The following is a 25,713-nucleotide window of genomic DNA, read 5'->3' as shown; positions in this document are numbered from 1 at the left end:
AGCGCGGCCCGGGGGATAACCGATACCCAAGGAGATCCAATCATGGCTTTCAACATGCGCAACCGCAGCCTGCTGAGTTTGATGCACCACACCACTCGCGAGCTCAATTACCTGCTGGACCTGTCCCGTGACCTCAAACGCGCCAAGTACACCGGCACCGAGCGTCCGCACCTGCAAGGCAAAAACATCGCGCTGATCTTCGAAAAAACCTCGACCCGCACCCGCTGCGCCTTCGAAGTCGCGGCCCATGACCAGGGCGCCCACGTCACTTACATCGACCCGGTGTCGTCGCAGATCGGCCATAAGGAAAGCATGAAAGACACCGCCCGCGTGCTGGGGCGGATGTTCGACGCCATCGAGTACCGTGGCTTCGAACAGGAAATTGTCGAAGAACTGGCGAAGTTCGCCGGCGTGCCGGTGTTCAACGGTTTGACCGCTGAATTCCACCCGACGCAAATGATCGCCGACACCCTGACCATGCGTGAACACAGCGACAAGCCGTTGCACGACATCAGCTACGCCTACCTCGGCGATGCCCGCTACAACATGGGCAATTCGCTGCTGATGATCGGCGCCAAACTCGGCATGGACGTGCGCATCGCCGCACCGAAAGCGCTGTGGCCACATCAGGACTTCATCGATCAGTGCAAAGCCTTCGCCGAGGAAAGCGGCGCGCGCATCACCATCACCGAAGACCCGAAGGAAGCGGTCAAGGGCGTGGACTTCATCCACACCGACATCTGGGTGTCGATGGGCGAGCCGGTGGAGGCGTGGGACGAGCGCATTGAGCAACTGCTGCCCTACCAGGTCAACGCCGAGATGATGAAGGCCTCGGGCAACCCGCGCGTGAAATTCATGCACTGCCTGCCGGCGTTCCACAACAGCGAAACCAAGGTCGGCAAAGACATTGCCGCGCGCTATCCGCACCTGGCCAACGGCGTCGAAGTGACCGAAGACGTCTTCGAATCGCCGGCCAACATCGCCTTCGAGCAAGCGGAAAACCGCATGCACACCATCAAGGCGATTCTGGTGTCGGCGCTGGCGGATATTTAAAGACTGACGCGGTGATCGTTCCTACGCTCTCCGCTGATCGTTCCCACGCTCTGCGTGGGAATGCATCCGGTGACGCTCCGCGTCACATGGGACGCAGAGCGTCCCGGGCGGCATTCCCACGGGGACCGTGGGAACGATCAGCGAGGGAACGATCATCGTGTTGTTCGCTCCCTCTCTGAAAGGACTGAATTATGCGTATCGTCGTTGCTCTGGGCGGTAACGCCCTGCTCCGCCGGGGTGAACCCATGACCGCGGACAACCAGCGCACCAACATCCGGATCGCCACCGAACAGATCGCCAAGGTCCATCCCGGCAACCAACTGGTGATCGCCCACGGCAATGGTCCGCAAGTCGGCCTGCTGTCGCTGCAAGCGGCGGCCTACACCCAGGTGTCCGCTTACCCGCTGGACGTGCTGGGTGCCGAAACCGAAGGCATGATCGGCTACATCATCGAACAGGAACTGGGCAACCTGCTGGACTTCGAAGTCCCGTTCGCCACCCTGCTGACCCAGGTCGAAGTCGACCCCAACGATCCGGCGTTCCAGCATCCGAGCAAACCCATCGGCCCGGTCTATACCAAGGCCGAAGCGGAAAAACTCGCCGCCGAGAAAGGCTGGGCGATTGCGCCGGACGGCGACAAGTTCCGTCGCGTGGTGGCCAGCCCGAAACCTAAACGCATCTTCGAAATCCGCCCCATCAAGTGGCTGCTGGAAAAAGGCAGCATCGTGATCTGCGCGGGCGGTGGTGGCATCCCGACGATGTATGGCGCCAGCGGCAAACTGCAAGGCGTGGAAGCGGTGATCGACAAGGACCTGTGCTCGGCGCTGCTGGCCGAACAGCTTGAAAGCGATCTGTTGGTGATCGCCACCGACGTCAATGCGGCGTTCATCGACTTCGGCAAACCCACCCAGAAAGCCATCGCCCAGGCCCACCCCGATGAGATGGAAAAACTCGGCTTCGCCGCCGGCTCCATGGGACCGAAGGTCCAGGCGGCCTGCGAGTTCGCCCGCCATACTGGAAAAACCGCGGTGATCGGTTCACTCTCGGACATCGAAGCGATCGTCCAGGGCAAGGCCGGCACGCGTATCAGTACGGCGACACCTGGCATAACTTACTTGTAAGGAGAGACGTCAATGGCAACGTTTGAGCCCGGTCATCTGCACATCGAGCGCCACGCGCTGACCCCGGATGATGTCAACTACAACGTGCACCTCGACTATGAAGTCTCGCAGGATCCCAAGAAAGGCAAAGGGATTCTGTTCACCATGCACGGCAGCATGCAGGGAAAAGACATGACGGAGACCTTCTTTCTGCCCAAGGAGGAGGCTTACAACTTCGCCAACAACGTGACGAAAATCGCCGAGAAGTACGGAATCCCGAAGACACACAGCCAGATCGGCTCGGTTCACAAGCATTACGATTTAATGTTTGAAGACATCCGGAAGCAGTTGGATATGAAATCCGGCGACCCGGTAAACCTCGAGAACTTCGAATAACCCTGGATGAACGCTGAACCTGTGGGAGCGGGCTTGCTCGCGAAGGCGGAGTGTCAGTCGACTAAATGTTGCCTGCTATACCGCTTTCGCGAGCAAGCCCGCTCCCACATTGGTTCGGTGTAGCCCTGAAGTCCTGCGCAGGATTTCACCATTGGCCCGCCCCAAGGCATACTTGCCACCCTTCGCACTCCAGAACCCAACCGCCCCATGCGTATCCACGTCAGCTTCATCGACCGCGTCGGCATCACCCAGGAAGTCCTGGCCCTGCTCGGTGGGCGCAATCTCAATCTGGATGCGGTGGAAATGGTCCCGCCCAACGTCTACATCGACGCCCCGACCTTGAGCCCGGCAGTGCTCGAAGAGCTACGCGACGCACTGTTCAGCGTGCGCGGCGTGCAAGCGGTGACGGTGGTCGACATCCTTCCCGGCCAGCGCCGTCACTTGCAGCTCGATGCGTTGCTCGCCGCCATGACCGACCCGGTGTTGGCTCTGGACAGCGCTGGCAAGGTGCTGCTGGCTAACCCGGCACTGATTGCCCTGTACGGCCGCGAACCGGCGGGTGAAAGTATCAGCGAGCTGTTTGCCGACCCGGCGCTGCTCGACACGTTGCTGGAAAACGGCTTCCGCCTGCCGCTGCGGGAGATCACCGTCAACGGCCAGACCCTGCTGCTGGACGCCACGCCGATAACCGACGCCGGCGCGCTGCTGACCCTGTATCAACCGAACCGCATCGGCGAACGCCTCTCGGCGCTGCACCACGATCACGCCGAAGGCTTCGATGCCCTGCTCGGCGAATCCCCGGCGATTCGTACGCTCAAGGCTCGCGCCCAACGGGTTGCGGCCCTCGATGCACCGTTGCTGATCCAGGGCGAGACCGGCACCGGTAAAGAACTGGTGGCCCGCGCCTGCCACGCCATCAGCGCCCGCCACGGTTCGCCGTTCCTGGCCTTGAACTGCGCGGCATTGCCAGAAAACCTCGCCGAAAGCGAGCTGTTCGGCTATGCCCCCGGTGCCTTCACCGGCGCGCAACGGGGCGGTAAACCGGGGCTGATGGAACTGGCCAACCAGGGCACGGTATTTCTCGACGAGATCGGTGAAATGTCGCCGTATTTGCAGGCGAAACTGCTGCGCTTTCTCAACGACGGCAGCTTCCGACGGGTTGGTGGCGATCGCGAAGTGAAGGTCAATGTGCGGATCCTCAGCGCGACTCACCGCGATCTGGAAAAAATGGTCAGTGAAGGTACCTTCCGCGAAGACCTGTTTTATCGCCTCAACGTGCTGAATGTCGAAGTCCCGCCGTTGCGCGAACGGGGCCAGGACATTCTGCTGCTGGCACGCTACTTCATGCAGCAGGCCTGCGCGCAGATCCAGCGCCCGGTCTGTCGCCTTGCGCCGGGCACTTATCCGGCGCTGCTAGACAATCGCTGGCCGGGGAACGTGCGGCAATTGCAGAACGTAATCTTCCGCGCCGCGGCGATTTGCGAAAGCAGCCTGGTGGACATCGGCGACCTCGACATCGCTGGCACCTCCGTGGCGCGCCAGAGCGACCGCGAGGTCGACAGCCTCGAACAGGCCATGGAAGAGTTCGAGAAAACCCTGCTGGAAAAGCTCTACGTCAGCTACCCCTCGACCCGCCAACTGGCCAGCCGCCTGCAAACCTCCCATACCGCGATCGCCCATCGGTTGCGTAAGTACGGCATACCCAATAAGCCTTAAAACATCACTCGGTCAAATGTGGGAGCGGGCTTGCTCGCGAAGGCGGAGTGTCAGTCAACATTCATGTTGAGTGTTATACCGCTTTCGCGAGCAAGCCCGCTCCCACACGTATTGCATCCCCTTCAAAACAGAATTCAAAAACGACCTCCATCTGTACTGAAAGCGCTACAGTGGAATGATATCGATACACCCTCTCCTGATCGCCGCTGTGCAAGGCTTTGATCCACCTCAGCTTTTTTCTTCAGTCTGTGCTGTAGCGATTTCGCTACAGCGAGCCCTTCTCCCTCTTCCGCAAAAACAAATAACTTATTGATTTATAAAGAATAAATAACATTGGCCGCGTTTTTGCTTAGTAACCATCCATAAAGTACGGCATTGCCGAGCATTCAATCGCGTCCACCAGACGAGTCTGGCCCCCTTAGGAGTTTCCATGAGCGAGTTGCGTTTTACTGAAGATCACGAATGGCTGCGCACCGAAGCTGACGGCACCGTCACCGTCGGCATCACCGCTTTCGCACAAAACGCCCTGGGCGACGTGGTTTTCGTACAACTGCCTGAGCTGCAGTCCTACGACAAAGGCGCTGAAGCCGCCACCGTGGAATCGGTAAAAGCCGCCAGCAGCGTGTATATGCCACTCGACGGTGAAGTGCTGGAAGTGAACCCGGCGCTGGACAGCAGCCCTGAACTGGTCAACGAAGATCCGCTGGGCGAAGGCTGGTTCTTCCGCTTCAAGCCAACCGACGCCTCGGCTGTCGGCCAACTGCTGGATCAAGACGCTTACGACCGTCTGATTGCCCAAGCCTGAGGAGCGCCGACATGACTCAAGTACTTCCTGTTTCTGTAAATGTCAGCACCGCCAACGAATTCATCGCCCGCCACATCGGCCCGCGTGCCGGTGATGAGCAAGCCATGCTCAACAGCCTCGGTTTCGACTCCCTGGAAGCCCTGAGCGCCAGCGTCATTCCCGAGAGCATCAAAGGCACCAGCGTCCTCGGCCTGGAAGACGGCCTGAGTGAAGCGGATGCCCTGGCGCTGATCAAATCCATCGCCGGCAAAAACCAGCTGTTCAAGACCTACATCGGTCAGGGCTACTACGGCACTCACACGCCGTCGCCGATCCTGCGCAACCTGCTGGAAAACCCGGCCTGGTACACCGCTTACACTCCGTACCAGCCAGAAATTTCCCAAGGCCGTCTCGAAGCGCTGCTGAACTTCCAGACCCTGATCAGCGACCTCACCGGCCTGCCGATCGCCAACGCCTCGCTGCTCGACGAAGCCACCGCCGCTGCCGAAGCCATGACCTTCTGCAAACGCCTGAGCAAGAACAAAGGCAGTCACGCGTTCTTCGCCTCGGTGCATTGCCACCCGCAAACCCTCGACGTGCTGCGCACCCGCGCCGAGCCGTTGGGCATCGACGTGGTGGTCGGCGACGAGCGCGAATTGACCGACGTCAGCGCGTTCTTCGGCGCTTTGCTGCAATACCCGGCCAGCAACGGTGATGTGTTCGACTACCGCGAACTGACCGAGCGTTTCCACGCCGCCAACGCGCTGGTCGCCGTCGCGGCTGACCTGCTGGCCCTGACCGTGCTGACTCCGCCAGGCGAATTCGGCGCCGACGTGGCCATCGGCAGCGCGCAACGCTTCGGCGTGCCGCTGGGTTTCGGTGGCCCGCACGCGGCCTACTTCTCCACCAAAGACGCGTTCAAGCGTGACATGCCAGGCCGTCTGGTCGGCGTTTCCGTGGACCGTTTCGGCAAGCCGGCCCTGCGCCTGGCCATGCAGACCCGCGAGCAACATATCCGCCGCGAGAAAGCCACCAGCAACATCTGCACCGCCCAGGTTCTGCTGGCCAACATTGCCAGCATGTACGCCGTGTACCACGGCCCGAAAGGCCTGACGCAGATCGCCCAGCGCATTCATCACCTGACCGCGATCCTCGCCAAAGGCTTGAGCGCATTGGGTCTGACCGTCGAGCAAGCCAACTTCTTCGACACGCTGACAATTAAAACCGGCGTTAACACCGCCAAGCTGCACGACCAGGCGCGTGCTCAGCAGATCAACCTGCGCGTCGTCGATGCTGAACGTCTGGGCCTGTCGCTGGACGAAACCACGTCGCAAGCTGACGTTGAAACCCTGTGGAGCGTGCTGGCCGACGGCAAAACCCTGCCGGACTTCGCCACCCTCGCCACCTCGGTCGACAGCACCCTCCCGGCTGCGCTGGTTCGCCAATCGCCGATCCTCAGCCACCCGGTGTTCAACCGTTATCACTCGGAAACCGAGCTGATGCGCTACCTGCGCAAGCTCGCCGACAAGGACCTGGCCCTGGATCGCACCATGATCCCGCTGGGTTCCTGCACCATGAAACTCAACGCCGCCAGCGAAATGATCCCGGTCACCTGGGCTGAATTCGGAGCCCTGCACCCGTTCGCCCCGGCCGAGCAAAGCGCCGGCTATCAGCAGTTGACCGATGAACTGGAAGCGATGCTCTGCGCCGCCACCGGTTACGACTCGATCTCCCTGCAACCGAACGCCGGCTCCCAAGGTGAATACGCTGGCCTGCTGGCGATCCGCGCCTACCACCAGAGCCGTGGCGAAGACCGTCGCGACATCTGCCTGATCCCGTCGTCCGCCCACGGCACTAACCCGGCCACCGCTAACATGGCCGGCATGCGTGTGGTCGTGACCGCGTGCGATGCCCGCGGCAACGTCGACATCGAAGACCTGCGCGCCAAGGCCATCGAGCACCGCGAACACCTCGCTGCGCTGATGATCACCTACCCGTCCACCCACGGCGTGTTCGAAGAAGGCATCCGCGAAATCTGCGGCATCATTCACGACAACGGCGGCCAGGTGTACATCGACGGCGCCAACATGAACGCGATGGTCGGCCTCTGCGCACCGGGCAAGTTCGGGGGCGACGTGTCCCACCTGAACCTGCACAAAACCTTCTGCATCCCCCACGGCGGTGGCGGCCCGGGCGTCGGCCCGATTGGCGTCAAGTCGCACCTGACGCCGTTCCTGCCGGGCCACGCGCAGATGGAACGCAAAGAAGGCGCGGTCTGCGCGGCACCGTTCGGCAGCGCGAGCATTCTGCCGATCACCTGGATGTACATTCGAATGATGGGTGGCGCGGGTCTCAAGCGTGCCTCGCAACTGGCGATCCTGAACGCCAACTACATTTCCCGTCGCCTCGAAGAGCACTACCCAGTGCTGTACACCGGCAGCAACGGTCTGGTGGCGCATGAATGCATCCTCGACCTGCGTCCGTTGAAAGACAGCAGCGGCATCAGCGTCGATGACGTCGCCAAGCGCCTGATCGACTTCGGCTTCCACGCCCCGACCATGTCGTTCCCGGTAGCCGGCACGTTGATGATCGAGCCGACCGAAAGCGAATCCAAGGAGGAACTGGATCGCTTCTGCGACGCCATGATCCGCATCCGCGAAGAAATCCGCGCGGTGGAAAACGGCACGCTGGACAAGGACGACAACCCGCTGAAAAACGCGCCACACACCGCCGCGGAAATCGTCGGTGAGTGGACTCACCCGTACAGCCGCGAGCAAGCGGTGTATCCGGTAGCGTCGCTGATCGAAGGCAAGTACTGGCCACCGGTCGGTCGCGTCGACAACGTCTTCGGCGATCGCAACCTGGTCTGCGCCTGCCCGTCGATCGAAAGCTACGCTTGATCTATGGAGGGGCGGGTTTACTCGCCCCTCCCAAGAACACCGCATATCCCCTTGTGGGAGCGGGCTTGCTCGCGAAAGCGGTGGATCAGTCAACCATCAATGTTATCTGACCCACCGCTTTCGCGAGCAAGCCCGCTCCCACAGGGATCTATGCAAGTCTCATTATTATTCCGCCAATTCCTATAACAAGAAACCGGAGAACAACCATGTCGTTAAGCGTGTTCGACCTGTTCAAGATTGGCATCGGCCCCTCCAGCTCCCACACCGTCGGCCCGATGCGTGCCGCTGCGCGTTTCGCCGAAGGTCTGCGCCGTGAAGGGCAGCTGGCGGCAACCACCTGCGTCAAAGTCGAGCTCTACGGCTCGCTCGGCGCCACCGGCAAAGGCCACGGCAGCGACAAGGCTGTGTTGCTGGGCCTGGAAGGCGAACACCCGGATACTGTAGACACCGAAACCGTCGCCGCTCGCCTGCAAGAAATTCGCGGCAACGGTCGCTTGAACCTGCTCGGCGAACACAGCATTGCGTTCAACGAGAAAGAACACCTGGCGATGATTCGCAAACCGTTGGCCTATCACCCCAATGGCATGATCTTTCGCGCATTCGATGCCGCTGGCCTGCAAATCCGCAGCCGCGAGTACTACTCGGTTGGTGGCGGGTTCGTGGTCGATGAAGACGCTGCCGGCGCCGACCGCATCGTCGAAGACGCGACACCGCTGACTTTCCCGTTCAAAAGCGCCAAGGACTTGCTCGGTCATTGCACCACCTATGGCTTGTCCATCAGCCAAGTGATGCTGACCAACGAAAGTGCCTGGCGTCCGGAGGCGGAAACCCGTGCCGGTTTGCTGAAGATCTGGCAAGTGATGCAAGACTGCGTCGCCGCCGGTTGCCGCAACGAAGGCATCCTGCCCGGTGGACTGAAGGTCAAACGCCGGGCTGCAGCGCTGCATCGGCAACTGTGCAACAACCCGGAATCGTCACTGCGCGATCCGCTGTCGGTGCTGGACTGGGTCAACCTGTACGCCCTGGCGGTCAACGAAGAAAACGCCAACGGCGGACGCGTGGTCACCGCGCCCACCAACGGTGCAGCCGGAATCATCCCGGCGGTGTTGCATTACTACATGCGCTTCATCCCCGGTGCCAACGAAGACGGCGTCGTGCGCTTTCTGCTGACGGCCGCCGCGATCGGCATTCTGTACAAGGAAAACGCCTCGATCTCCGGCGCCGAAGTCGGCTGTCAGGGCGAGGTTGGCGTCGCCTGTTCCATGGCCGCCGGTGCCTTGTGTGAAGTGCTGGGCGGCACCGTGCAGCAGGTGGAAAACGCCGCCGAAATCGGCATGGAACACAACCTCGGCCTGACCTGCGACCCGATTGGCGGATTGGTGCAAGTACCTTGCATCGAGCGCAATGCCATGGGCTCGGTCAAGGCCATCAATGCGGTGCGCATGGCCCTGCGAGGCGACGGTCAGCACTTCGTCTCCCTCGACAAAGTCATCCGCACCATGCGCCAGACCGGCGCCGACATGAAAAGCAAATACAAGGAAACCGCCCGTGGCGGTTTGGCGGTCAACATTATCGAGTGCTGATGCGCGCATCTGCACTATTTTCAGGAGCTGGATATGTCCACCGAACAACTGTTGAAAACCCCGTTGCACGCACTGCACCTCGAACTCGGCGCCCGCATGGTGCCGTTCGCCGGCTACGACATGCCGGTGCAATACCCGCTGGGCGTGATGAAAGAACACCAGCACACCCGTGATCAGGCCGGGTTGTTCGATGTTTCGCACATGGGCCAGATCCGCCTGACCGGCGCCAACGCTGCCAAGGCCCTGGAAACGCTGGTGCCAGTGGACATCATCGATTTGCCGGTGGGCATGCAGCGCTACGCGATGTTCACCAACGAGACCGGCGGCATCCTCGACGACCTGATGGTCGCCAACCTCGGTAACGACGAACTGTTCCTGGTGGTCAACGCCGCTTGCAAGGATCAGGACCTGGCGCACCTGCGCAAGCACATCGGCGACCAGTGCACCATCGAGCCGCTGTTCGAAGAACGCGCACTGCTGGCGTTGCAAGGTCCGGCCGCCGTCACGGTGCTCGCACGCCTGGCGCCGGAAGTGGCGAAGATGACCTTTATGCAGTTCGCCCGTGTGAAGTTGTTGGGCGTGGACTGCTTTGTCAGCCGTTCGGGCTACACCGGTGAAGACGGTTTCGAAATCTCCGTACCGGCCGCCAATGCCGAAGTCCTGGCTCGCGCCTTGCTGGCCGAACCGGAAGTGGCGGCCATCGGCCTCGGCGCTCGCGACTCCCTGCGCCTGGAAGCCGGCCTGTGCCTCTACGGCCACGACATGAACACCGAAACCACCCCAATCGAAGCCAGCCTGCTGTGGGCCATCTCCAAGCCTCGTCGTGCCGATGGCGCGCGGGCCGGTGGCTTCCCCGGCGCTGAAATCGTTTTCGCCCAGCAGCAAGCCGGTGTCAGCCGCAAACGCGTTGGCCTGCTGCCGCAGGAACGTACGCCGGTGCGCGAAGGTGCGGAAATCGTCAACGAAGCCGGCGAAATCATCGGCAGCGTGTGCAGCGGCGGCTTCGGTCCGACCCTCGGCGGTCCTTTGGCCATGGGTTACCTCGACAGCGCTTATATCGCTTTGAATACGCCGGTTTGGGCAATTGTTCGTGGGAAAAAGGTGCCTTTGCTTGTAAGCAAAATGCCATTTGTTCCACAACGCTACTATCGTGGTTGATCGACCGTTTCTATAAGTAACGCGGTTGCGTTAACAGTGCACTAATCTGTAACGCAGCCGCCATAAAACAGTGCGAACGTTTCGTTTATGAACGTTACTTATAACGATCGAAAACAACTGAACAACTCCATCGAATAAGCCGGCGCTAGTGCCACCAACCCGAGGAAATCCGGGCCTTCGCAGGGCTTGTTTTTTCTCCCGTAGTTGGCGTAGAGTTTGTTCACTGTGTTTGCATGGGTCGCTTGGAATCGTGACCTGGGCAGTAGCCTACAAGTTAGCTACATCCCGTTCGACGTCTTCTTACTCTCCTGCAACCAGCCCCAGTACTCTTTCACCAGAAGGAGACTGTCATTCATTTTTGCGTCAAAGGAAATAAGAAATGTCCCAACGTCAGAGCGGTACCGTCAAGTGGTTTAACGACGAGAAAGGTTTTGGTTTTATCACTCCAGAAAGCGGTCCGGATCTGTTCGTACATTTCCGCGCTATTCAGGGCAACGGCTTCAAGAGCCTGAAAGAAGGCCAGAAAGTGACTTTCGTTGCTGTGCAAGGCCAGAAAGGCATGCAGGCTGACGAAGTACAAGCAGAAGCCTGATCTTCTGTAACGAAAAAGCCCCTGATACTGATATCAGGGGCTTTTTTGTGCGCGTAAATCCGTAAAATGGCTTCTTTTTCCGTTCAGAGGCTGCCATGTCGAAACACCTGCTCTACCCACAGGGCGACTTCCCCACCGTCGGCCTGGGTCGTCGCCTGGCAGCGATGTTCTACGACTTCCTGTTATGCACCGCCCTGCTGATCGTCACCAGCGGCGTTTACAAGATGATCCAGATGGCGATCATCGGCGAAGGCCAAATGCGTGCCTTGACCGAAGCCGGTGCACTGGACGGTGATCCACTGCTATCGACGGTGCTGTTGTTCGTGCTGTTCGGCTTCTTTGCCAAGTTCTGGACCTGGTCGGGGCAGACGCTGGGGATGCAGGTGTGGGGCATCCGCGTGCAAAACGCCGACGGCTCATCCATCAGCCTGTGGCAGGCTCTGTTGCGCTTTGTGGTGTCGATCGCGTCCTGGCTATGCCTCGGGCTGGGGTTCTTCTGGTCGCTGTTCGACAAGCAGAAGCGCAGCTGGCATGACATCTACTCCAGCACCCAGCTCGTGCGGATTCCGAAGAAGACAAAGTGATTCAGCTATACACAAATCACTGTGGGAGCGGGCTTGCTCGCGAAGAGGGCATATCATTCAACATTGATGTTGTCTGACACACCGATTTCGCGAGCAAGCCCGCTCCCACAGTTTTTCCATCTTGACTGACAGACCTCAGGCGTTGCCGGCCAACTTCATCCGCGCCGCCTGCGTGAAATCAAGCATCCGCTTCAACGGCCGCACCGCCTGCGGAATCAACGCCGGATCAACGAAGATCTCGTTGGTGCCCTCGCGCAAGCTCTTCAGCGTGCGCTCAAGGGTGTTCATCGCCATCCACGGGCAATGTGCGCAACTGCGGCAGGCTGCGCCGTTACCGGCCGTTGGCGCTTCGATGAAGACCTTGTCCGGGCACAGCTGCTGCATCTTGTAGAAGATGCCGCGGTCGGTGGCGACGATCAGGGTCTTGTTCGGCAGACTTTGCGCCGCAGCGATCAGCTGACTGGTGGAACCCACCGCGTCGGCCAAATCGATGACGGCGGTCGGCGATTCCGGGTGCACCAGGATGGCCGCATCCGGGTACAGCGCTTTCATGTCTTCGAGCTGTTTGGCCTTGAACTCTTCATGGACGATGCAAGCACCGTCCCACAGCAGCATGTCGGCACCGGTCTTGCGCTGGATGTAAGTGCCCAGGTGCTTGTCCGGGGCCCAGATGATGGTTTCGCCGTTATCCATCAGGCTTTCGACGATTTCCAGCGCACAGCTGGACGTCACTACCCAGTCTGCCCGGGCTTTGACCGCCGCCGAGGTGTTGGCATACACCACCACCGTACGTTCCGGATGCTGATCGCAGAACGCCGAGAACTCGTCCACCGGGCAACCCAGGTCCAGCGAGCAAGTCGCTTCCAGGGTCGGCATCAGCACGCGTTTTTCAGGGTTGAGGATTTTCGCGGTTTCGCCCATGAACTTCACGCCGGCGACCACCACGGTCTTGGCCGGGTGGGCATTGCCGAAGCGGGCCATCTCCAGAGAGTCGGAGACGCAACCACCGGTTTCTTCGGCCAGGGCCTGAATGACCGGATCGCAATAGAAGTGGGCAACCAGCACCGCGTCCTGAGCCTTGAGCTCGGCAGCGATGGCAGTACGGTAATAAGCCTCTTCCTCGGCGGTCAGCGGCTTGGGCTGCTTGGCGTCGAGGTGGGCTTGAACCAGAAGGCGTTCGGAAATCTGCGTCATGTTCGCAAGACCTGCAGGCGCTTTCGCGCGAAAGTCGAGTATACACCCGGCTCCGGACCCTTAAGGGTACCGCCGGGAGAGTGAGTATTCATCAGGCGTGGATAGCGTTGAAGCTGCGCAAGGCTACAGAATATCCCGTGGATGCAAAAGATGATTCTGACCTGCGTCACCCGGACTGAGTGGACCTCAAATCGCAGGCAAAAAAAAACCCGGAAATCCTCACTTACGTGGGCCTTCCAGATTTTTTAAAATGGTGGGTCGTGTGGGATTCGAACCTACGACCAATTGGTTAAAAGCCAACTGCTCTACCAACTGAGCTAACGACCCGCTGTGTGGTGGCGCGTATAATACTGATTTTTAAGGACTATTCAACACCTAATTTGAAATAAATCAAAAATAAGGTGTTGGGTCGGTCACACCGGCCGCCGCGAAGCCTTCTGCACGCAGGCGGCAGCTGTCACATTTACCGCAGGCGCGGCCATTATCGTCTGCCTGATAGCAGGAAACGGTCAGCCCGTAATCGACGCCAAGCTTCACGCCAGCCTGAACGATCTGCGCCTTGCTCAGGTTCTGCAGTGGCGCCTGGATACGGAAGCCCTGCCCTTCTACCCCGGCCTTGGTCGCCAGGTTGGCCATGCGCTCGAAGGCTTCGATGAACTCGGGACGGCAATCCGGGTAACCGGAGTAATCCACCGCGTTAACGCCGATAAAGATGTCACGCGCGCCCAGCACTTCGGCCCAGCCCAGCGCCAAGGACAGAAACACGGTGTTGCGCGCCGGCACGTAAGTCACCGGGATACCTTCACCCGGTGTTTCCGGCACATCGATACTAGTGTCGGTCAACGCCGAGCCGCCGATACCGTTCAGGTTCAGGCCGATCACCTTGTGCTCGACCACACCCAAGTCTTGGGCGACGCGTGCGGCGGCGTGCAATTCGGCGTGAGACCGCTGACCGTAATCGAAGCTCATGGTGTAGCAGCTATAGCCTTCAGCACGCGCCATGGCCACGACTGTCGCGGAGTCGAGGCCACCGGACAGCAAGATGACCGCACGTTTTTCGACAGTGTTCAGTTGTTCAGTCATTTCAGCGCCCCGGCTCGTCATTCCAAAGATATTTATGCAGCTGCAATTGCAGGCGCACAGGCAGATTGTCCGCCACCACCCAGTCCGCCAGATCACGCGCGTTCAGGTCATGGTGGCTCGGCGAGAACAGGACTTCGCCGGCACGCTGGTCAAGACCGTACTGAATCAGCTTGGACACGGCCCAGTCGTAGTCTTCCCGCGAGCAGATGACAAACTTTACCTGATCGTTAGGCGTGAGCAGCTCGATGTTCTCGTAGCGGTTGCGATGTGCTTCTTTTGAACCCGGGGTTTTCAGGTCGACGACGCGACTGACCCGTGGATCGACCGCCGAGATATCCAGCGCGCCACTGGTTTCCAGCGACACTTCGTAGCCGGCATCACACAACTGCTTGAGCAAGGGAATGGCATTAGGTTGCGCCAGGGGCTCGCCGCCCGTGACACAGACGTAACGCGGGCGAAAACCGGCCACTTGCTCGAGGATGTCATCGAGCGTGCGAATGGTGCCGCCCGTGAAGGCGTAGGCGCTGTCGCAGTATTGGCAACGCAATGGGCAACCGGTCAGGCGCACAAAAACAGTGGGCAGCCCGGCAGTCCGCGTTTCACCCTGCAACGAGTAGAAAACTTCGGTGATTCTCAATGTGTCTTGCATAGTCGCCACGGGCGTAACAGCTAAACAGGCTGTCCGCCTCCGTCAGGCACTTCAAGGAACCTCGCCAACGCGCAGATCCCAAAAAGCGTGTTTCATAAAAAGGGCATGAATTCTAACGAAAAAACCCGCGACAAGCGCGGGTTTCTTCAAAACAGTCCAAGCAAGCTTACATGCGCTGCAAGTCCCGCTGCGCCAGCTGAGCGGCGGAAGTGCCCGGATATTGGGACACGACCTGCTGCAGAATGCCTTTGACCCGGTCGGTATGACCGAGGCGGCGCTCTACATCAGCGAGCTTGTACAGCGAGTCAGGCACTTTTGGGTGCTTGGGGTACAGCTGCGATACCTTGGCAAATGCCTGACCTGCGCCTTGCAGATCGCCTTTGGCCAGGTTCACTTCACCCAACCAGTACTGGGCGTTGCCCGCGTACTGGCTGTTCGGGTATTTGCGCAGGAATGCGGCGAAAGCCTGGCTGGCCTTGTCGAAATCCTTGGCTTTGATCAGGTCGAAGGCTGCATCGTAATACAGTTTCTCCTTCGCCGGATCAGCCGGTTCGCCACCCGCGGCAGGCGCTTGTGTGGAAGTGGCAGCGGCTGCCGCTCCCGCACCTGCGCCGGCTGCTGCACCGGGGGCATTCAAGTTGCCACCGGTGGAAGAATTATCAGGAGTCGCGGCTGGTGCAACGCCGGTTCCTATGCGCCGATCAAGATCCTGATATCGCTCCAGGTTCTCTTGCTTCATGCGCGCTACATCATTTTGCAGAACTTCAATCACACCCTGTTGGCGCGAGATCTGCTCCTGCATCGATTGCAGTTGGTTGAACAGCTCGCCCTGTGCCGAGACAGGGGCCGAAACCCCTCCCCCGGCATAGGCGCCGTTCGTACCGTAACCCGCAGGCGGATAACTACTCCCGCTATTGTTATAGCCGGAGTTGTCCTCGACCACAGGAACCGCAGCCCACACCGCAAGCGGTGCGAGGCTGAGAGCCAAAACAGTTACAGCACGACGGCACGTTCGCATGACGAATTACTTACGCAGTTCGACGCGACGGTTTTGAGCCCAGGACTGCTCGTCGTTGCCGGTAGCAACTGGACGCTCTTCGCCGTAGGAAACCAGTTCCAGCTGAGCTGGGGAAACACCTTGCAGTACCAGGTAACGCTGAACGGCTTTCGCACGACGCTCGCCCAGTGCCATGTTGTACTCACGAGTACCACGTTCGTCGGTGTTGCCTTCCAGAACAACGCGAGCGCCGTTTGCTTTCAGGTCTTTGGCGTGAACGTCCAGAGCGCGCATGGCTTCTGGCTTCAGGTCCGAGCTGTCGTATTCGAAGTAGAAGGTGGTGATTGCGCGCAGAGCAGCTTCTTCGCTCAGGGAGCCGTCAACAGCACCAGTGTTAGCGCCGTAACCAGCGTTTGGATCAACAGCGCCTTCACCGGCGTTGTCGCCGCCTTTGGACGAGCAACCTACAGCTACAGCCATGGCCAGAGCCAGCGCAGCAAATTTACCAAACTTCAGCATTTCCATCGTGAAACTCCTAATGAACCCCAGTGTGTTAAGTACAACGTGTAGCGCCGCGTCAGTTCAGGTAAGGGGACCAGGACGGTTCTCTGACTTCGCCTTGTGCGGTAGGAAGCGGGAGCCTCACGCGTCCATTAATGGACACGAGCATCAAGACTCCCCGGCCCTGCTGGCGGGTGGCGTAGATTACCATGGTGCCGTTGGGCGCAACAGTAGGCGACTCGTCCAGAGTGCTATCAGTGAGGATCTTTACACTACCGCGCTGCAAATCCTGGGCCGCCACCTTGAAATTGGTGAAGCCTTCCTGACGATGGATCATCACCAGGGTCTTTTCATCGGCCGACAGTTTAGGGTTGGCGTTGTAGTTACCGATGAAGGTCACACGCTCCGCACCACCACCGCTTGCGCTGGTTTTGTAGATCTGTGGCTTGCCACCACGGTCGGAGGTGAAGTAGATGGTCGAACCATCTTTACCCCAGAACGGTTCGGTGTTGATGCCCTGACCGTTGGTGACGCGACTGATCTGACGCGAACCCAGGTTCATCACATAGATGTCCGGGTTACCGTCTTTCGACAGTACGAATGCCAGACGCTGACCATCCGGCGACCAGGCTGGCGCACCATTCAGGCCTTCGAAGTTGGTGATCTGCTCACGGCGACCGGTGTCGATGTTCTGCATGAAAATGCGCGGACGCTTCTGCTCGAACGACACATAGGCAATGCGCTTGCCATCCGGTGCAAAACGCGGCGACAGGATCGGCTCGCGCGATTGCAGCAGTGTCACGGCACGGGCACCGTCATAGTCCGAACGTTGCAACGTGTAGCGAGTGTTCTTCTCGGAGAACCGCTCGGCCGTCACGTACAGCAGACGAGTCGAGAACGCACCTTTGATACCGGTGAGTTTCTCGAACGACTGGTCGGAGATGTAATGCGCCATGTCGCGCAGTTGATCGACGCTACCCGACACGCTGCCGGTCAGCACTTGCTGCTCGGTGGCGACGTTGAACAGTGCGTATTGAACCTGCAGGCGACCGCCCGCTGGAACAATGCTGCCGACCATGACGTACTGGGCACCCAGCGCCTTGAAATCACGGAAGATGATTTCGCTGGCCTGGCTTGGCTGGCTGATCATGTTCTGTTTTGGAATCGGCGAGTAGTAACCCGAGTTGCGCAGGTCGTTACCGATAATTTCGGCCATGTCGTCCGGCAGAACGCTGCCGCCCTGGTTGCCAAACGGAACGACTGCGATCGGGGTGGCCCGATCACTGCCGCTGGTGACCAGAATGTTTTTTTCATCTGCTGCCGCTATCCCTGCCATGCAGCAGATAACGACAAGCATTCCTCGAAGAAGGTTTCTCACAAGGCTAGATCCTCAGGTGTGAATGTCATCTTGAATGAACGATACGGAGCGAAATCGCTCGGCTTCATTCCCTGCATTTCTGTCAAACGTCCAATGTTCTTGACCGCCGCTACAGCGGAAGCGTCAAACGGACCATCGCCGCTGGACTTGGCCACGCCAACCGAAGTCACCGTACCATCGGGCAACATGCCGATTTGCAACACGACCGTCATGCCTTTGCGTGCCGAAGGTGGACGAGCCCAACCTTCCGCTGCACGAGCACGAATCAGATCATCGTAACTGCCGGCGACCTCGTCACCCTGCTCATCGGCCAAGGCCTGCTGACGCTGCGGCGTGTCGGAAAGCAAATCTGCCAGGGCCTGAGCCTTTTTCTCTTCGGCGGATTTACGCGACGCTTCCTGCGATTTTTTCTTCGCAGCATCGGCAGCAGCTTTCTTCTTCGCGTCTTCGGCGACTTTCTTCTTCGCCTCTTCAGCTTCAGATTTCTTCTTGGCGTCTTCGGCGGCTTTCTTCTTCGCGTCTTCGACGATCTTTTTCTTCGCTTCTTCAGCGGCCGCTTTCTTGGCCTCTTCTTCAGCAGCTTTCTTGGCTTCTTCTTCAGATTTCTTCTTGGCTATATCAGCCAATTGTTTCTCTTCGGCCTTTTTGGCTTCGGCGGTCTTCTTGGCTTCATCGGCTTTCTTGGCTTCATCAGCCTTTTTTGCCTCTTCCGCTTTCTTCGTCTCGTCGGCCTTCTTGGATTCTTCGGCTTTTTGAGCCGCATCTTCCTTCTTTTGTTCCGCGGCCTTAATCGCTTCCTGCTCGATCTTTTTCTGTTCCATCTGTTCGACTTCGGTCTGGCGCGCAGCAGATTTCTGCGCTTCACCCGCAATCTTCTGATTGGTCTGGGTAGTCGCCCGACTTTTCGATTTCAACTGGTACAGGGTCGCCTGGACGATCGGCTTGGCCGGCGGCAGCTCCGGTGTGAAGGCGAAACTGACGAACAGCATGCCGAACACCAGCACGTGCAAGACAATCGCCCAGACACTAGGCCAGAAGTAGCTTTCCGAGGCGGACGGCTCTCGCATTTGCTGCATCAGGGTGCCTCGGTAATCAAGCCAACATTACCGACCCCGGCTTTCTGCAACCCGCCCATCGCGCCCATGACGGAGCCGTAATCGACGGTTTTGTCGCCACGAATGAATACCTGGGTACGCTTGCCGCCTTCAGTACCGGCGCGAATGATCTTGGTCACCGCGTCAGTCATTTGCGGCAAGGTCATGGCCTTGTCCTGCTGCTTTTCGGTGTCGACTTCGCTGCCAAGGTTCCAGTAGTAGGTCTTGTCAGACTTGATCGAAATGGTCAGGACCTGAGTGTTGTTGTCCTGCGGCAAGGCTTCGCTGGAAACCTTGGGCAGATCAACTTTCACGCCCTGATTGAGCATCGGCGCGGTCACCATGAAGATGACCAGCAGTACCAGCATCACGTCGATGTAAGGCACCACGTTCATCTCGGCAACCGGCTTGCGCTTTTTGCGAGCTCGAGCGATTAAAGCCATTGGAAATTACCTGCTTATTCTTCGCTGGTGTGCACTTTGCGGTGCAGGATCGCCTGGAATTCATCGGCGAAGGTGTAGTAACGGCCCAGCAGGGTTTCGCTGCGAGCAGCAAAACGGTTGTACGCGATAACGGCCGGGATGGCGGCGAACAGACCGATCGCGGTAGCGATCAGTGCTTCGGCGATACCTGGGGCCACAGTGGCCAGGGTCGCTTGCTGGGCAGTTGCCAGACCACGGAAGGAGTTCATGATGCCCCAGACCGTACCGAACAGACCGATGTACGGGCTGACGGAACCGACGGTGGCGAGAAACGGCAGGCTCTGCTCGAGTTTTTCTTCCTCGCGGGAGATGGCCACGCGCATGGCACGGGCCACGCCTTCCATGACTGCTTCCGGGTCAACGCCCGACTGCTGACGCAGACGGGAGAATTCCTTGAAACCGGCACGGAAGATTTGCTCCACACCCGAATCCGGATCAGGGTTGCTGCCGGCCTGACGGTAGAGTTTGGACAGGTCGATACCGGACCAGAAGCGCTCTTCAAAGCTCTCCAGGGCACGTCGACCGGCGCGCAGCAAGTTGCTGCGCTGAAAGATCATGATCCATGAGGTCACCGATGCGGCTACCAGGATCAGCATTACCAGTTGCACCACGATACTGGCATTGCTGACCAGGCTCCACATGGAGGAATGGTCGACGACGTTAGCTTCCACGCTTTATCTCCTGCTTTGAGTGTGTACCCGCGCCGCTCACGTCGGCAAAGGCCGCACGTAGAGCTTCGGGAATGGCCCGGGGTTTCAAACTGTTGGTGCGCACACAGGCCACCAGAAACTGCCCTTCGCAGAGCAGCACATTATCCGTAGCCCGCCTGACCTGCTGTTTGAAGCGCAGGCTGACCCGGTTCAATTCAATTACTTCAGCGCTTACCAGCAGTTCATCGTCCAGTCGCGCCGGCGCGTGGTAACGCGCTTCGCTGGAATGCACGACAAACAACAGGTCCTCCCCTGCCAGCGCCGACTGGGCAAAGCCCAGCTCCCGGAGCCGCTCGGTTCGAGCCCGTTCCATAAACTTGAGGTAATTGACGTAATACACGATGCCGCCCGCATCGGTGTCCTCGTAATAAACTCGACAACGATGTGCGAACGGCTCAAGCCCGTTTTGCGCGCGCATACTCTAGTGCTTACTCCTCAGGTTGCCAATCCGGCCAGGCAACTGTTTTTCATTGATTCGCGGCTTTGCGGCGAAAGTACGGTCCTGGGACAGCACAAACCCCGAATAAATCAGCGCGCAAAGGTTACTAATCGTCCACGGCATCGAGGAACTCGTCTACCACAGGCATCTCGCCTAATCGTGACGGGATGTTTAAACCGAAATGCAGGTACGCATGCCGAGTGACCACCCGCCCCCGCGGAGTGCGCATGATATAGCCCTGCTGGATCAAATACGGCTCCAGCACGTCTTCAATGGTGTGACGCTCTTCGCTGATCGCCGCCGCCAGACTGTCCACCCCCACCGGCCCACCGTCGAACTTCTCGATCATGGTCAGCAGCAGGCGTCGGTCCTGATGGTCGAAACCACGCTCGTCGACATCCAGCAAATTCAGCGCCAGGTCGGCGATCGGTTTGGTGATATGGCCTTTGGCGCGAACCTCGGCGAAATCCCTCACTCGGCGCAGCAAGCGGTTGGCGATCCGCGGCGTGCCACGGGCACGGCGGGCGATTTCGAAGGCGCCTTCCGGGTCCAGCGGCAAACCGAGAATGTTCGCCGAACGGCTGACAATCGTTGCCAGGTCGGCGGTGTTGTAGAACTCCAGACGCTGAACGATCCCGAAACGGTCGCGCAACGGGTTGGTCAGCATGCCGGCCCGGGTGGTTGCGCCGACCAGGGTGAACGGCGGCAGATCGAGTTTGATCGAGCGCGCGGCCGGCCCTTCGCCGATCATGATGTCGAGCTGGAAATCTTCCATCGCCGGGTACAGCACTTCTTCGACGATCGGCGACAACCGATGGATCTCGTCGATGAACAGCACGTCATGGGGTTCAAGGTTGGTCAGCAACGCTGCCAAATCACCCGGACGCTCAAGAACCGGCCCCGAGGTGCTTTTGATCGACACGCCCATTTCCTGGGCAATGATGTTGGCCAGGGTGGTTTTACCCAGTCCCGGCGGGCCGAAAATCAGCGTGTGGTCCAGGGATTCATTGCGCCCGCGCGCAGCCTGGATGAACAACTCCATTTGCTCGCGAACAGTCGGCTGGCCAATGTATTCGGCCAGGCTGACGGGACGAATCGCCCGGTCCTGGACTTCCTCGCGGTCACGGGGACCTCCCGTGGCGGCGATCAGACGATCAGCTTCAATCACTTAGATCATTCCCTTAAGGGCACGACGAATCATGTCTTCACTGCTCAAACCTTTCTCCTTGATCGCAGAAATCGCCTTGCTGGCTTCCTGCGGCTTGTAGCCCAGGGAAATCAGCGCGCTGACCGCATCATTTTCGGCGGTGGCGACCGGAGCTGGCCCACCCGGCTGGTTTGGCACCAACGCGAACATAGCCGGCACGGTTTCCCAGGCCTTGAAGCGATCCTTGAGTTCCACCAGCAAACGCTCGGCCGTTTTCTTGCCAACCCCCGGCACCTTGGTCAGCGCCGAAGTGTCCTGGGACTGCACGCAACGAACCAGTTCATCGACCTCCAGGCTCGACATCAAGGCCAGCGCCAGTTTCGGCCCCACACCATTGAGACGGATCAGCTCGCGAAAAAAGTCTCGCTCGCGCTTGCCAAAGAAGCCATAGAGTAACTGCGCGTCTTCGCGTACGACCAAATGGGTGTGCAAGGTCAGTGGTTCACCGACCGACGGCAAGCGATAAAGCGTGGTCATGGGGACTTCCAGCTCATACCCCAGACCGTTTACATCCAGAATCAGGTGCGGCGGCTGTTTCTCAGCCAAAGTGCCGCGCAAGCGTCCAATCACGTTTCAGATCCTTGAGCCTTGGCCAGATCAGTGCTGGCGACTGACAGAACAAGGGTTTTGCGCCGACAACACAGGCGCAAAACCCTCATTCCATAAAAATGATTGCTGATGCTATCAGAGACGCAGGCGCCCGCCACGACTGCGTGCAGTGCCCAGACCATGAGGCAACAGGCTGGAACGGGTGTGAGCGTGGCAAATCGCGATGGCCAGGGCATCCGAAGCATCGATTTGCGGCTTGCTGGTCAATTTCAGCATGTGCATGACCATCATCTGCACCTGCTCTTTATTCGCCCCGCCGGTGCCGGTCACCGCCTGTTTGACTTGGGTCGCGGTGTATTCGGCGATTTCCAGGCTTTCCTCGGCGCCGGCCACGATGGCAGCGCCGCGGGCCTGACCGAGCTTGAGGGCGGAGTCGGCATTGCGGGCCATGAAGACTTTTTCGATGCCCATGGTCACCGGGCCGTAGGTCTGGATCACTTCACGCACGCCCCGGTAGACGATTTGCAGGCGCTCATGCAGCTCGCCGGAGCCCGTGCGAATGCAGCCCGACGCCACGTACACGCAGCCACGCCCGGTATCACGTACCACGCCATAACCGGTAATACGCGAACCGGGGTCGATACCAAGAATTAAAGTCATAACGCCTGCAGAAAGAGATCGCGGTGGCTTGAGGATAACTGTGTAGGAGCTGCCGAAGGCTGCGATCTTTTGATTTTCGATCTTAAAGTCAAAAGATCGCAGGCTTCGCCAGCTCCTACAGGGGCCAAGGGAAGGCTGCGATCTTTATCAATGCATCAACCGAGCTGCGCGGCGACCGACTCTGGAATGTCCGCGTTGGAATACACGTTTTGCACGTCATCCAGGTCTTCGAGCATGTCGATCAGCTTCAGAACCTTCTCGGCGCCTTCCAGGTCCAGTTCGGCACTGGTGGTCGGCAGCATGACGATTTCTGCGTCATCGCCCTTGAAGCCTGCGGCCTCCAAAGCGTTGCGCACGGAATAGAAGCCGGCGAACGAGGTGAACACGTCGATTGAACCGTCTTCGTGGGCGACCACATCATCGGCGTCAGCCTCCATGGCCGCTTCCATCAGCGCATCCTCATCCACGCCTGGCGCGAAGGAAATCTGCCCCTTGCGCTCGAACAGGTAGGCCACCGAACCATCGGTGCCGAGGTTGCCGCCACACTTGCTGAACGCATGGCGAACAGCCGCTGCAGTACGGTTGCGGTTGTCGGTCATGCATTCGACCATCACCGCCACACCGCCCGGACCGTAACCTTCATAGGTCAGTTCGACCATGTCGTCGGTATCGGCAGCACCGGCACCGCGGGCCACTGCGCGATCGATGATGTCGCGACTCATGTTCGCACCCAGCGCTTTATCCAGCGCCAGACGCAAGCGCGGGTTGGAGCCTGGATCACCGCCGCCCTGACGAGCAGCAACCGTCAGTTCACGAATCCACTTGGTGAAAATCTTGCCCTTCTTGGCATCCTGACGTTCTTTGCGGTGCTTGATGTTCGCCCACTTGGAATGACCCGCCATAACTCGCTCCGAATTATCTTTGAAACATTGCCCGCCACGCCATGATGCGCCAGCCAGCAAAAAAAAATCTCGACCTGTCTATATAGAAAGGGCGCATCCGAAGATGCGCCCTTCTGGTCAGCCTTACTCAGCTTTAGGCGTTTCGCGCAGACGAATGTGCAGTTCGCGCAATGCCTTGGCATCCACCAGCCCCGGAGCCTGAGTCATGACGCAGGCAGCGCTCTGGGTTTTCGGGAAGGCGATTACTTCACGGATCGACTGGGCGCCGGTCATCAGCATCACCAGACGGTCCAGACCGAAGGCCAGACCACCGTGCGGCGGCGCGCCGTATTTCAGGGCGTCGAGCAGGAAGCCGAACTTCTCTTCCTGTTCCGCTTCGCTGATACCCAGCAGGCGGAACACCGACTGTTGCATTTCCTTGCGGTGGATACGGATCGAACCGCCACCCAGTTCGGTGCCGTTCAGGACCATGTCGTAGGCACGAGACAGCGCGGTTGCCGGGTTGGCTTCCAGTTCTTGCGGCGTGCACTTCGGCGCGGTGAACGGGTGGTGCAACGCGGTGAAGCTGCCGTCGTCGTTCTCTTCGAACATCGGGAAGTCGACGACCCACATCGGTGCCCACTCGCAGGTCAGCAGGTTCAGATCGTGACCAACCTTGATCCGCAGCGCGCCCAAGGCTTCGCTGACGATCTTCGATTTATCAGCGCCGAAGAACACGATATCGCCATCAACTGCACCGACGCGATCGAGGATCACGTTCAGGTTAGCCTCAGGGATGTTCTTGACGATTGGCGATTGCAGACCTTCAACGCCTTTGGCGCGCTCGTTGACCTTGATGTACGCCAGGCCCTTGGCACCGTAGATGCCGACGAACTTGGTGTAGTCGTCGATCTTGCTGCGCGGCATGCTTGCCGCGCCTGGAACGCGCAGAGCGGCAACGCGGCATTTCGGGTCGTTGGCAGGGCCGCTGAACACCTTGAAGTCGACTTCTTTCAGTTGATCGGCAACGTCAACCAGTTCCAGCGGGTTACGCAGGTCCGGCTTGTCGGAACCGTAACGACGCATGGCCTCTTCGAAGGTCATGTGCGGGAAGTCGCCGAATTCCAGGTCCAGCACTTCCTTGAACAGGTTGCGGATCATTTGTTCGGTGATACCCATGATCTCTTTTTCATCGAGGAAGCTGGTCTCGATGTCGATCTGGGTGAATTCCGGCTGACGGTCGGCGCGCAGATCTTCGTCGCGGAAGCACTTGGCGATCTGGTAGTAACGGTCGAAGCCGGCGACCATCAGCAGCTGCTTGAACAGCTGTGGCGATTGCGGCAGGGCGAAGAAGCTACCGGCGTGAGTACGGCTCGGCACCAGGTAGTCGCGAGCGCCTTCCGGAGTCGCACGGGTCAGGATCGGCGTCTCGACATCGAGGAAGCCGTTCTCGTCCAGGAAGCGACGGATGCTGGTGGTCATGCGCGAACGCAGACGCAGCTTCTCGAGCATTTCCGGGCGACGCAGGTCGAGGAAGCGATAACGCAGGCGGGTTTCTTCGCCGACGTCGGAGAACTCGTTCAGCGGGAACGGCGGGGTTTCCGCTTCGTTCAATACTTCAAGCTCGTAGCCCAGCACTTCGATCATGCCCGACGCCATGTTGGCGTTGGTGGCACCGGCCGGACGCAGGCGTACCTTGCCGGTGATCTTGACCACGTATTCGCTGCGCACGCGATCGGCGGCGGCGAAGGATTCAGCGCGGTCCGGGTCGAACACCACCTGGGCCAGACCGTCACGATCACGGATATCGAGGAAAATCACCCCACCGTGGTCACGGCGACGGTGAACCCATCCGCAAAGGGTAATTTCCTGGCCTTCCAGGCTTTCGTTCAGTTGGCCGCAATAATGGCTGCGCATCATGGTAGTGGTTTCACTTCTCGTAATTCGAAATTCGGTTGGAGGTCTTGCCGCACCCCCACACTTGAGTAAGGTGCCGGATGATGCAAGAGCTCGCGCGTGTCAT

General features: G+C 59.3%; 25 protein-coding genes and 1 tRNA gene. 10 read left to right on the top strand and 16 right to left on the bottom strand.

What is annotated here, in order from left to right; all coding sequences use genetic code 11:
* Nucleotides 1-42: 42 nt before the first annotated feature.
* The 10 genes from IB250_RS09280 to IB250_RS09235 all read left to right on the top strand — a co-directional run bounded on the left by IB250_RS09280 (nt 43) and on the right by IB250_RS09235 (nt 11,866).
* Nucleotides 43-1,053 carry an ornithine carbamoyltransferase gene (locus IB250_RS09280; protein WP_123495477.1) on the top strand — a complete coding sequence of 337 codons (1,011 nt, stop codon included), beginning with the start codon at nt 43-45 and terminating at the stop codon, nt 1,051-1,053.
* 191 nt (nt 1,054-1,244) lie between these two features.
* Nucleotides 1,245-2,174 (top strand): carbamate kinase, encoded by a 930-nt coding sequence (gene arcC, locus IB250_RS09275; RefSeq protein WP_192343879.1) that lies wholly within the window; start codon nt 1,245-1,247, stop codon nt 2,172-2,174.
* A gap of 12 nt (nt 2,175-2,186) precedes the next feature.
* Nucleotides 2,187-2,549, top strand: coding sequence for a DUF5064 family protein (locus IB250_RS09270; protein ID WP_123495482.1), 363 nt, complete (start codon nt 2,187-2,189; stop codon nt 2,547-2,549).
* A 207-nt stretch (nt 2,550-2,756) separates the two neighbouring features.
* Complete coding sequence (locus IB250_RS09265; RefSeq protein WP_192343878.1) at nt 2,757-4,265, top strand: sigma-54-dependent transcriptional regulator; 1,509 nt, start codon at nt 2,757-2,759, stop codon at nt 4,263-4,265.
* A gap of 430 nt (nt 4,266-4,695) precedes the next feature.
* The gene (gene gcvH, locus IB250_RS09260) at nt 4,696-5,070 is read left to right on the top strand and encodes a glycine cleavage system protein GcvH (protein ID WP_192343877.1); all 375 of its coding nucleotides are present in this window, start codon (nt 4,696-4,698) and stop codon (nt 5,068-5,070) included.
* A gap of 11 nt (nt 5,071-5,081) precedes the next feature.
* A complete protein-coding gene (gene gcvP, locus IB250_RS09255) occupies nt 5,082-7,949 on the top strand; it encodes an aminomethyl-transferring glycine dehydrogenase (RefSeq protein ID WP_192343876.1) in 2,868 nt (955 codons plus the stop codon).
* Between the two features lie 206 nt (nt 7,950-8,155).
* Nucleotides 8,156-9,532 carry an L-serine ammonia-lyase gene (locus IB250_RS09250; protein WP_192343875.1) on the top strand — a complete coding sequence of 459 codons (1,377 nt, stop codon included), beginning with the start codon at nt 8,156-8,158 and terminating at the stop codon, nt 9,530-9,532.
* Nucleotides 9,533-9,565: 33 nt separating this feature from the next.
* Nucleotides 9,566-10,690 carry a glycine cleavage system aminomethyltransferase GcvT gene (gene gcvT / locus IB250_RS09245; RefSeq protein ID WP_192343874.1) on the top strand — a complete coding sequence of 375 codons (1,125 nt, stop codon included), beginning with the start codon at nt 9,566-9,568 and terminating at the stop codon, nt 10,688-10,690.
* 379 nt (nt 10,691-11,069) lie between these two features.
* Complete coding sequence (locus IB250_RS09240; RefSeq protein ID WP_003175786.1) at nt 11,070-11,282, top strand: cold-shock protein; 213 nt, start codon at nt 11,070-11,072, stop codon at nt 11,280-11,282.
* Nucleotides 11,283-11,377: 95 nt separating this feature from the next.
* On the top strand, nt 11,378-11,866 hold the full coding sequence (locus tag IB250_RS09235) for an RDD family protein (protein ID WP_192343873.1): 489 nt from the start codon (nt 11,378-11,380) through the stop codon (nt 11,864-11,866).
* Between the two features lie 135 nt (nt 11,867-12,001).
* Here IB250_RS09235 and nadA read toward each other — a convergent pair whose 3' ends face one another.
* From nadA to aspS, 16 genes are all read right to left on the bottom strand, one after another.
* On the bottom strand, nt 12,002-13,060 hold the full coding sequence (nadA, locus tag IB250_RS09230; RefSeq protein ID WP_048395651.1) for a quinolinate synthase NadA: 1,059 nt from the start codon (nt 13,058-13,060) through the stop codon (nt 12,002-12,004).
* 251 nt (nt 13,061-13,311) lie between these two features.
* Nucleotides 13,312-13,387 (bottom strand) — tRNA-Lys (locus tag IB250_RS09225).
* A 63-nt stretch (nt 13,388-13,450) separates the two neighbouring features.
* Nucleotides 13,451-14,143, bottom strand: a complete 693-nt coding sequence (queC, locus tag IB250_RS09220) for a 7-cyano-7-deazaguanine synthase QueC (RefSeq protein ID WP_123495496.1) — start codon at nt 14,141-14,143, stop codon at nt 13,451-13,453.
* 1 nt (nt 14,144) lies between these two features.
* Nucleotides 14,145-14,792 carry a 7-carboxy-7-deazaguanine synthase QueE gene (queE, locus tag IB250_RS09215; protein ID WP_008072914.1) on the bottom strand — a complete coding sequence of 216 codons (648 nt, stop codon included), beginning with the start codon at nt 14,790-14,792 and terminating at the stop codon, nt 14,145-14,147.
* A 166-nt stretch (nt 14,793-14,958) separates the two neighbouring features.
* Entirely contained in the window at nt 14,959-15,810 is an 852-nt protein-coding gene (ybgF, locus tag IB250_RS09210; protein ID WP_192343872.1) for a tol-pal system protein YbgF, read from the bottom strand.
* 6 nt (nt 15,811-15,816) lie between these two features.
* On the bottom strand, nt 15,817-16,314 hold the full coding sequence (pal, locus tag IB250_RS09205) for a peptidoglycan-associated lipoprotein Pal (protein WP_003178634.1): 498 nt from the start codon (nt 16,312-16,314) through the stop codon (nt 15,817-15,819).
* A 52-nt stretch (nt 16,315-16,366) separates the two neighbouring features.
* Nucleotides 16,367-17,647, bottom strand: a complete 1,281-nt coding sequence (gene tolB / locus IB250_RS09200) for a Tol-Pal system beta propeller repeat protein TolB (RefSeq protein ID WP_185022094.1) — start codon at nt 17,645-17,647, stop codon at nt 16,367-16,369.
* A 17-nt stretch (nt 17,648-17,664) separates the two neighbouring features.
* A complete protein-coding gene (gene tolA, locus IB250_RS09195) occupies nt 17,665-18,744 on the bottom strand; it encodes a cell envelope integrity protein TolA (RefSeq protein ID WP_192343871.1) in 1,080 nt (359 codons plus the stop codon).
* Entirely contained in the window at nt 18,744-19,196 is a 453-nt protein-coding gene (gene tolR, locus IB250_RS09190) for a protein TolR (RefSeq protein ID WP_162556275.1), read from the bottom strand. The genes tolA and tolR overlap by 1 nt, the downstream gene beginning before the upstream one ends.
* 23 nt (nt 19,197-19,219) lie before the next feature.
* The gene (tolQ, locus tag IB250_RS09185; protein WP_007897030.1) at nt 19,220-19,915 is read right to left on the bottom strand and encodes a protein TolQ; all 696 of its coding nucleotides are present in this window, start codon (nt 19,913-19,915) and stop codon (nt 19,220-19,222) included.
* The gene (gene ybgC, locus IB250_RS09180) at nt 19,905-20,372 is read right to left on the bottom strand and encodes a tol-pal system-associated acyl-CoA thioesterase (RefSeq protein WP_007933231.1); all 468 of its coding nucleotides are present in this window, start codon (nt 20,370-20,372) and stop codon (nt 19,905-19,907) included. The genes tolQ and ybgC overlap by 11 nt, the downstream gene beginning before the upstream one ends.
* A gap of 127 nt (nt 20,373-20,499) precedes the next feature.
* On the bottom strand, nt 20,500-21,561 hold the full coding sequence (gene ruvB / locus IB250_RS09175) for a Holliday junction branch migration DNA helicase RuvB (RefSeq protein ID WP_008006678.1): 1,062 nt from the start codon (nt 21,559-21,561) through the stop codon (nt 20,500-20,502).
* Entirely contained in the window at nt 21,562-22,170 is a 609-nt protein-coding gene (ruvA, locus tag IB250_RS09170; protein WP_192343870.1) for a Holliday junction branch migration protein RuvA, read from the bottom strand. It lies immediately after the preceding gene.
* Between the two features lie 114 nt (nt 22,171-22,284).
* Nucleotides 22,285-22,809 carry a crossover junction endodeoxyribonuclease RuvC gene (gene ruvC / locus IB250_RS09165; RefSeq protein WP_007897036.1) on the bottom strand — a complete coding sequence of 175 codons (525 nt, stop codon included), beginning with the start codon at nt 22,807-22,809 and terminating at the stop codon, nt 22,285-22,287.
* A 155-nt stretch (nt 22,810-22,964) separates the two neighbouring features.
* Nucleotides 22,965-23,711, bottom strand: coding sequence for a YebC/PmpR family DNA-binding transcriptional regulator (locus tag IB250_RS09160; protein ID WP_149657889.1), 747 nt, complete (start codon nt 23,709-23,711; stop codon nt 22,965-22,967).
* Nucleotides 23,712-23,834: 123 nt separating this feature from the next.
* On the bottom strand, nt 23,835-25,610 hold the full coding sequence (aspS, locus tag IB250_RS09155; RefSeq protein ID WP_008072428.1) for an aspartate--tRNA ligase: 1,776 nt from the start codon (nt 25,608-25,610) through the stop codon (nt 23,835-23,837).
* Nucleotides 25,611-25,713: the final 103 nt, after the last annotated feature.

Source organism: Pseudomonas sp. PDM09 (assembly GCF_014852305.1).
Classification (GTDB): domain Bacteria; phylum Pseudomonadota; class Gammaproteobacteria; order Pseudomonadales; family Pseudomonadaceae; genus Aquipseudomonas.
This window is presented reverse-complemented; position numbering and strand designations above follow the sequence as displayed.